Source organism: Marichromatium sp. AB32 (genome assembly GCF_003718675.1).
In the GTDB taxonomy this organism is placed as follows: Bacteria; Pseudomonadota; Gammaproteobacteria; order Chromatiales; family Chromatiaceae; genus Marichromatium; species Marichromatium gracile.
Genome location: NZ_RHFJ01000098.1, coordinates 1 through 6,464 on the forward strand (window position 1 = coordinate 1; position 6,464 = coordinate 6,464).

Here is a 6,464-nt window from a genome sequence, read left to right on the forward strand (position 1 = left end):
GGCGATGACCCCGGCGGCGATGACCCCGGCGGCGATGACCCCGGCGGCGATGACCCCGGCGGCGATGACCCCGGCGGCGATGACCCCGGCGGCGATGACCCCGGCGGCGATGACCCCGGCGGCGATGTTGGCTCTTTATTGGGTGATGGCGTTGTTTCTGAGCCGTCCTTTGAGGGTGCGCGTATTGACGATGTAGCGACGTTTTCGGATTCATCTGAGGCGTTTATGGCTCGGGTGCGTGATGCTCCGTTATTGTCTGCTATTGCTGATATCGGTGAGTCGTTTCCGTCTGCGGGTGCGTGTCCGTTAGACGTCTCTATCAATTTGGGTGTCTGGGGTACGACGATTAGGACGGATTTCGTCTGTTCTGTGTTCGAGACGATTCGTCCTGCGTTGTCTGCTGCGTTCATGGCGCTTTGGGTGTTGGTGGGTTATCGAATTCTGGCTAGTGCATAAGGGGGTGGGGTGTTATGGATTTGACGCGGCTTCTTCAATCGTTTCTGGATTGGCTTTTGGCTTTTTGGGAAGCCGTTACAGAATGGTTTCTTGGGTTGATTCAGGATGTTATTCAGTGGGCTTATAGTGGATTGCTTGAGGCTTTAGCCTCTTTGATTGAGGCCCTTCCGGTTCCTGATTTTTTGGTTTCGGCTGGAAGCGTTTTTTCAAACATTCCTCCGGGTGTGGTTTATTTGGTATCTGTGGGTCAATTTGAGTGGGGGCTAAGTGTAATCGGTTCGGCTTATTTGATCCGTTTTCTTATCCGTCGTATTCCTGTGATTGGGTGAGACATGGCTATTACCTTGTTGACTGGGGCTCCGGGTGCTGGGAAGAGCTATAGCGCTGTGGCGTTGACTATTGTGCCTGCGCTGGATGTTGGTCGGCCTATTCGTACGAATATTCCGCTAGATCACGATGAGATTTTGAAGCGTTATCCTGCTGCCGATATTGGTGGCATTGATGTTGATGATCCCGATGTTTGGGATTCATTTCCTCATGGTTGTTTGGTTGTTCTCGATGAGGTGGGTTCGGTTTTTCCATCTGGCGTTAAAGCCAGCACCGTCAATCCTAGGGCTCGAGAATGGATTGCTATGCATCGTCATCGTGTGGGGCCTGTGGGTGATGCGATGCTGTCTATGGAGATAGTGTTGATTTCGCAGGGATCTACAGACATTGCAGCTTTCATTCGAAGCAAGGTCGATAAGACCTATGTGATTATGAAGCTAGACGCTGTAGGCGCTGAACGTCGTTATCGTTGCGATGTTTATCAGGGCTGGCAAGATACTGCGCGCCCTCTAAAGCGGATGCATATCCGTGGATATGTCGGGAAGTATCAGGATTGTTATACGGCGTTGTATGTTTCGCACACTCAAGCGGATGCGGACGTTGTTGACGTTAAGGAGTTGCGAGCGGACAAGGATTCGTCTGTGTGGGATTGGAAGATGAAGGCATCTCTTGCTGGTCCTGTATTCTCGTTACTGGCGATTTGGTATGCGCTATCGCATGTGGATTTCTTCTTGGGGTCTGAGCAGGTCGAGCAGGTCCAGCAGGTCCAGCAGGTCCAGCAGGTCGAGCAGGTCCAGCAGGTCCAGCAGGTCGAGCAGGTCCAGCAGGTCCAGCAGGTCCAGCAGGTCCAGCAGGTTGAGCAGTCGGAGGAACGCTCTCTGAGTGATTGGCGGTTGAGTGCATATGTGGAGCTGCACACTGGGCCGACATCTGGTTCTAATCGTGTCATTTTGACTCGCGGCCAGGATCGCCGCTTTTTGCGTGATGTGGATTGTGAGTTGCGGAGCGGTGAACGCTGGTGTCGTGTTGATGGCGACGAGTGGGCGTCTGAGCATACAGGTCGTACTGTTGATGTCTGGGCTGCGGTTGATCCTGACAGTGATGCTGTCGATGTTCGCGTTCCTGATCCGGCGTCTGGCATAGAGCCCGGTTTTCTGTCGGCTATTCGGGATGAGGAGGTGATTGCTTCTGCGCCTCGCATTGTTCCACGTGGAACAGTTTCTCAGTAATGATTTTGCAAATTATGCTTTTTGTGTTGACGTTTTCGGCTTTTTGTCCTAACATTTGGTTGTGGTTGTAGATAACAGTGGAGTAAAAAGACGATGACCGGTAACACAATTTCGAATTTTGCTCGTATGGTGTGCGTGCCTTGGGGCTGGCTTATTCAGCCTGTTGATGATGGGTATTATCTGTATGTGTCATATGTCGACCCATCTGATGATTCCGATTCATGGTGCATGGTTATGAATGCTCGCGGGGGTCGGAAACACTATCGCTCTGTGAATGCGATTATGAAGGACATCGAGCGCGTTTACGTTGGTAAGAAGGTTGGTGGTAATCATGCTCGTATTCTTTATAGCGTGGATCGTGTTTTGTCCCCTGAATTGAATTCAAGTCAAAACTCTATTTCGGCTCTTGGTTTGCAGCAGCGGACAGTGGCCGTGTTGCAAGCAGCTGGAGTGGATACAGTGAAGGACTTGATTGATATTGATATTGTGCGTCTGCTACAGATTCCGGGTGTGGGTAAGCGGACAGTAGCCGACATTGAATCGGGCCTTTCTCGTGTGGGTCATTCCTTGTCGAGCGCTCACTATCACTCGTCTTCTGTGGGAGTGTGATATGTCTCAGTTCTCTTTGCCTGAGCACTTGTTGAGTGAGTTGGAGTATTTGGTGCAGTTGCATCGTTCCTGTGGTGCTCCTAATCGTATTGGTTCTGTTGATGAGCTGTTGGAGTATTTGGTGCAGTGTGTTGCTGATGGGTCTCGTCGTCCTGGTTCGTGGGAGCGAGATGTTTTGTGTCAGATGGGGTTGGTTGCTGATTGCGATGAGCACCATGTTTATCGCGATCGGTATGGGTCTCCGTCTGACATTGAGCCGCTGACCGTGGACGACGGAACAAAGTGACGTCTATCAGTGCTCGTTTCATTGGGCGATGTGTAAGCAATTCACTCCCTGAAGACCGCTTTTGGGGCTCAAAGATTACTGATTCAAAAATCAAATAATCTGAGGAACGCAGTGACGAAGCTCCGGTGAAAAACGGCGAGATGAGGTCTCAGGGAGAGGGAGCGTTTGCCCGTTTTTGGACAAACCTTGCGAGGATCTTTCAGCAGCGATGGTGTGAAAGATTCACACTATGTTAGAAAAAGTTAGGCGGACGTCTGGCCACGTCCGCCTTACCGATCGGGACTGGAATGGATGGGATCGGCATGAGCGAGTATGGACGAGTCGAACAGCTAGGGCTAGGCGTGGATGAGGATCGTTCCTTTGGCGGTTCCGTGCCGCCGCTGGAGACTGCCTCGCAGCCTGCGGAGAGGCCGTCTCCAGCGGCGGCGGAGCCGCCCTTGGTATGTATACGAAATCCTCTTCCCACCTCTAAGAATATCAGTGATTTAGGCGCGTCAGTGCCGGACAGGGCGCGTCAGACAGTTGAGGACGTAGAGACAGGCGAGTTGCTGTGTTTGGAGCGTCGCGGGACTGAGTATCGGATTGTTGAGGATTTGTCCCTTGTCCGCGTTCGCCGCTATCTGCGGTTGGCGACTGCACGTCGCTTGTTGCCGACGCGGCATCGGGTTCGTTGTTGTCATCATGTCCTGGCGAGAGATGCTGTAGAGGTGGAGATATGGCGTTCTCTGGAGCATGGGCGGGCGCATTTCAAAAATTTGATGGTTTGTGGGTCCGTCTGGCTCTGCGCTGTTTGCGCCGCGAAAATTTCTGAGCGTCGGCGGCATGAGGTCTTGCATGCGATGTCTGAATGGGGGCGAGAGGGTGGTTCTGTCTGGTTGTTGACGTATACGTTTTCTCACGGGCGTCATGACAATTTGAAAGAAACTCTTGCATCGTTGGCGAATGCTCGTCGGTTGATGCGTGGGGGGAAGGCATTTTCGGCATTGCGAGCGCGTTACGGTTGGATTGGCGGTATACAGGCATTTGAGATCACGCATGGTGAGGCCAACGGTTGGCATCCTCATATTCACGAGTTGATTTTTGTCTCTGGCGGTGGAGATCGCGCGCTGTTGAAGGCTGAGCTTTACCGGCGCTGGAGGTCGGCGTGTTTACGGTCGGGACTGGGCGAGCCGTCGCTTAAACGTGGATTGGATGTGCGGGACGGTATGGAGGCCGGACGGTATGCCGCGAAGTGGGGACTAGATCAAGAGTTGGTGAAGGGTCATATCAAGGCCGGACGTGGTTCGAGTCGGTCGCCAATGCAACTTTTGGATGACGTTGTTTCTGATGATTTGGATGATTCGTCTCGAGATAGAGCGGCGAGTCTGTGGCGGGATTATGCCCGTAGTATCAAAGGGCGGCGGCAGCTTTTTTGGAGTCCTGGTCTTAAGGATCGTTTTGGTGTTAGTGATGTGTCAGACGAAGAGCATGCGTCTTCGCTCGATGAGTCGGCGGAACTGTTGGGGTCTATATCGGTGGAGGACTGGGTATTAGTGTGTCGGTACGGCCTCCATGCCGATGTTTTAGATTTGGCTGATCGGGCTAATCTGGCCGGGATTTCGGCGATGTTGGCTCATTACAGGGGCATTGATGATCGTCGCCGCGGTGGATGAGGGGGCATCCGTGTCGGCTTGAGAGCAGCATTTGCACGTATGCGGATCGACTGAGCCCTAATTTTTTAGCCTCTAAGTCGAGGATTTTTATAAGGTTTTCGTCGAGCGCGAGGGATGTTCGAATTTTCATCCCCTAATCATATTGCGCTAAGGGTGTGAATGTTTCACAATCATTATGCACCGGGTAGCCCCACCGGATGCATTTCATATCTATGGGGACAGTTAAAACGGGAGTGGATCATGGCGGATCGTGTGTTGGTGTTGTCGGTGGACCCGTGGGAAATGCAAGACGAGCGCACCGGCGAATCTCGGCGCGGGCTCTCGATCTGGTACCTGAACCAGTATCGGGATGGAGAGTTGGGCCAGAAGCCCACGAAGATTTCTGCATCTCTGGATCTGATGTCAGATTTGCGCGGTCGTGTGCCGTGTGTCTGTGATCTCGATTTCGGCTCTCGTCCGGGGGCTGGGAACAAAGCGGTGTTGACTGTTGTGGCGTTGGATGTGATCGAAGAATTCGATCTCGTGGGCGTGATTCAAAATGCCATGAAAATGGCAGCGTAAGTCTTGAAGTGTTCGCGCAGATCCCCGCGAATGCGGCGACATTTTTTAGGGATCGTAAAAGAGGAGATGGAACGATGGATTACACGACGATCACTGCGGCTGTGGATTGGTCGGCTGTGCTGACGGGTATCGGTACGATCGCGGTGGCGATTGCGGGTTTGCTGGTCGCCAAGCGCGGGGCTAAGATCCTTCTCGGTTTCATTGGGCGCTGATCCTATCGCATCTGTGTTTTCTACAGGGGGCTATTAGCCCCCTTTTTTGTGCGTGGGTGTTTTATGGATGCGGATTACTCGAATTATACGGCGGCGGTGATAGCAGGTTTTCAGGTTGGGTGTATGCTTTTTGTGCCTGTGTGGGCTGCTCGTCTTTTGCTCGAGTTGATATTGCGCGGGGGTTCTAGTGATGATTGAGGTTGCTTCTCTCGTTGAATTGATCCTGTTTTTCTCGGGCATTTTGGCCGCCTTGATGCTGGTATGGGGGTTGTGGTGATGCGCGCTTTTATCGCGTCGGCTCTGCTGCTGACTTCTATGCTTTCGGTGTTGCCGGATCTGGCCTATGCGCAGTTTGAGCCGATGGACCCACTTCACGTGCGTGCCGATGTCACGCGTACCGGCTGGAGATCGAAATACGATCAGTACATCGTTAACTTGCTCACCAAGGGCGATGTTGGCACAGACCAGGAGTGGGCCGAGGTTTGTGTTGAGGCTGGCGATAATCCGTATGGCATTCCCAGCCATCACGTTAACGTGGCTGTAGCGTCGTGTGACGTGGGCGTCCCCTATGGCGATATCTGCGCCAATCGCGCGTATTGCCGTCCTCCCTGTTCGACGATTTTAGATCGCTGGTCTGGCGTCTGCGGTTGCCCTCAGGGGCATATTCTTAATTATGAGACTCGCGAATGTATTCCCGATCCCTGTACTGAATTGCCGTCGGAATGGATTGAGCTGGCCGTTACAAGCGAGATCGGTCAGTGTCACAACTACAAAGACCGCATCATTGTTCCTGACGATCCTGAATTGCTGTGTCAGCAATATATCGTGGACACGTCGGTTGATGAGCAGAACCGATGCTGGGTTTACGTTGATTATGAGGTCCGCGGCGATTACGACGACATCATGAATCCGGGTGGCGACGATCCCGGCGGCGATGACCCCGGCGGCGATGACCCCGGCGGCGATGACCCCGGCGGCGATGACCCCGGTGGCGATGACCCCGGTGGCGATGACCCCGGCGGCGATGACCCCGGCGGCGATGACCCCGGCGGCGATGACCCCGGCGGCGATGACCCCGGCGGCGATGACCCCGGCGGCGATGACCCCGGCGGCGATGACCCCGGCGGCGATG

9 protein-coding genes are annotated in these 6,464 nt (G+C 53.6%); 8 read left to right on the plus strand and 1 reads right to left on the minus strand.

Going from position 1 to position 6,464, the window contains the following annotated elements; all coding sequences use genetic code 11:
* The 5 genes from EBL85_RS17275 to EBL85_RS17280 form a co-directional block, all read left to right on the plus strand.
* The coding region (locus EBL85_RS17275; RefSeq protein WP_190288110.1) for a hypothetical protein at positions 1-196 on the plus strand (196 nt) is incomplete at its 5' end.
* A 274-nt stretch (positions 197-470) separates the two neighbouring features.
* Positions 471-785, plus strand: a complete 315-nt coding sequence (locus EBL85_RS17130) for a hypothetical protein (protein ID WP_148040575.1) — start codon at positions 471-473, stop codon at positions 783-785.
* 3 nt (positions 786-788) lie between these two features.
* Positions 789-2,012, plus strand: coding sequence for a zonular occludens toxin domain-containing protein (locus EBL85_RS16315; protein WP_123143456.1), 1,224 nt, complete (start codon positions 789-791; stop codon positions 2,010-2,012).
* A 93-nt stretch (positions 2,013-2,105) separates the two neighbouring features.
* Positions 2,106-2,621 carry a helix-hairpin-helix domain-containing protein gene (locus tag EBL85_RS16320; RefSeq protein ID WP_123143457.1) on the plus strand — a complete coding sequence of 172 codons (516 nt, stop codon included), beginning with the start codon at positions 2,106-2,108 and terminating at the stop codon, positions 2,619-2,621.
* A 1,125-nt stretch (positions 2,622-3,746) separates the two neighbouring features.
* Positions 3,747-4,559: a protein rep gene (locus EBL85_RS17280; RefSeq protein ID WP_223806181.1), complete on the plus strand. Its 813-nt coding sequence runs from the start codon at positions 3,747-3,749 to the stop codon at positions 4,557-4,559.
* On the opposite strand, the gene EBL85_RS17650 is transcribed toward EBL85_RS17280, so the two are convergent.
* Complete coding sequence (locus EBL85_RS17650; protein WP_123143459.1) at positions 4,489-4,689, minus strand: ribbon-helix-helix domain-containing protein; 201 nt, start codon at positions 4,687-4,689, stop codon at positions 4,489-4,491. The two genes, EBL85_RS17280 and EBL85_RS17650, sit on opposite strands and share 71 nt — an antisense overlap.
* Positions 4,690-4,799: 110 nt before the next feature.
* On the opposite strand from EBL85_RS17650, the gene EBL85_RS16335 reads away from it, so the two are divergent.
* From EBL85_RS16335 to EBL85_RS17290, 3 genes are all read left to right on the plus strand, one after another.
* Positions 4,800-5,120: a hypothetical protein gene (locus EBL85_RS16335; protein ID WP_123143460.1), complete on the plus strand. Its 321-nt coding sequence runs from the start codon at positions 4,800-4,802 to the stop codon at positions 5,118-5,120.
* Positions 5,121-5,194: 74 nt separating this feature from the next.
* On the plus strand, positions 5,195-5,332 hold the full coding sequence (locus tag EBL85_RS17285; RefSeq protein ID WP_190288112.1) for a hypothetical protein: 138 nt from the start codon (positions 5,195-5,197) through the stop codon (positions 5,330-5,332).
* Between the two features lie 276 nt (positions 5,333-5,608).
* Positions 5,609-6,464: hypothetical protein (locus EBL85_RS17290; RefSeq protein WP_190288113.1), on the plus strand; the 856-nt coding region annotated here is incomplete at its 3' end.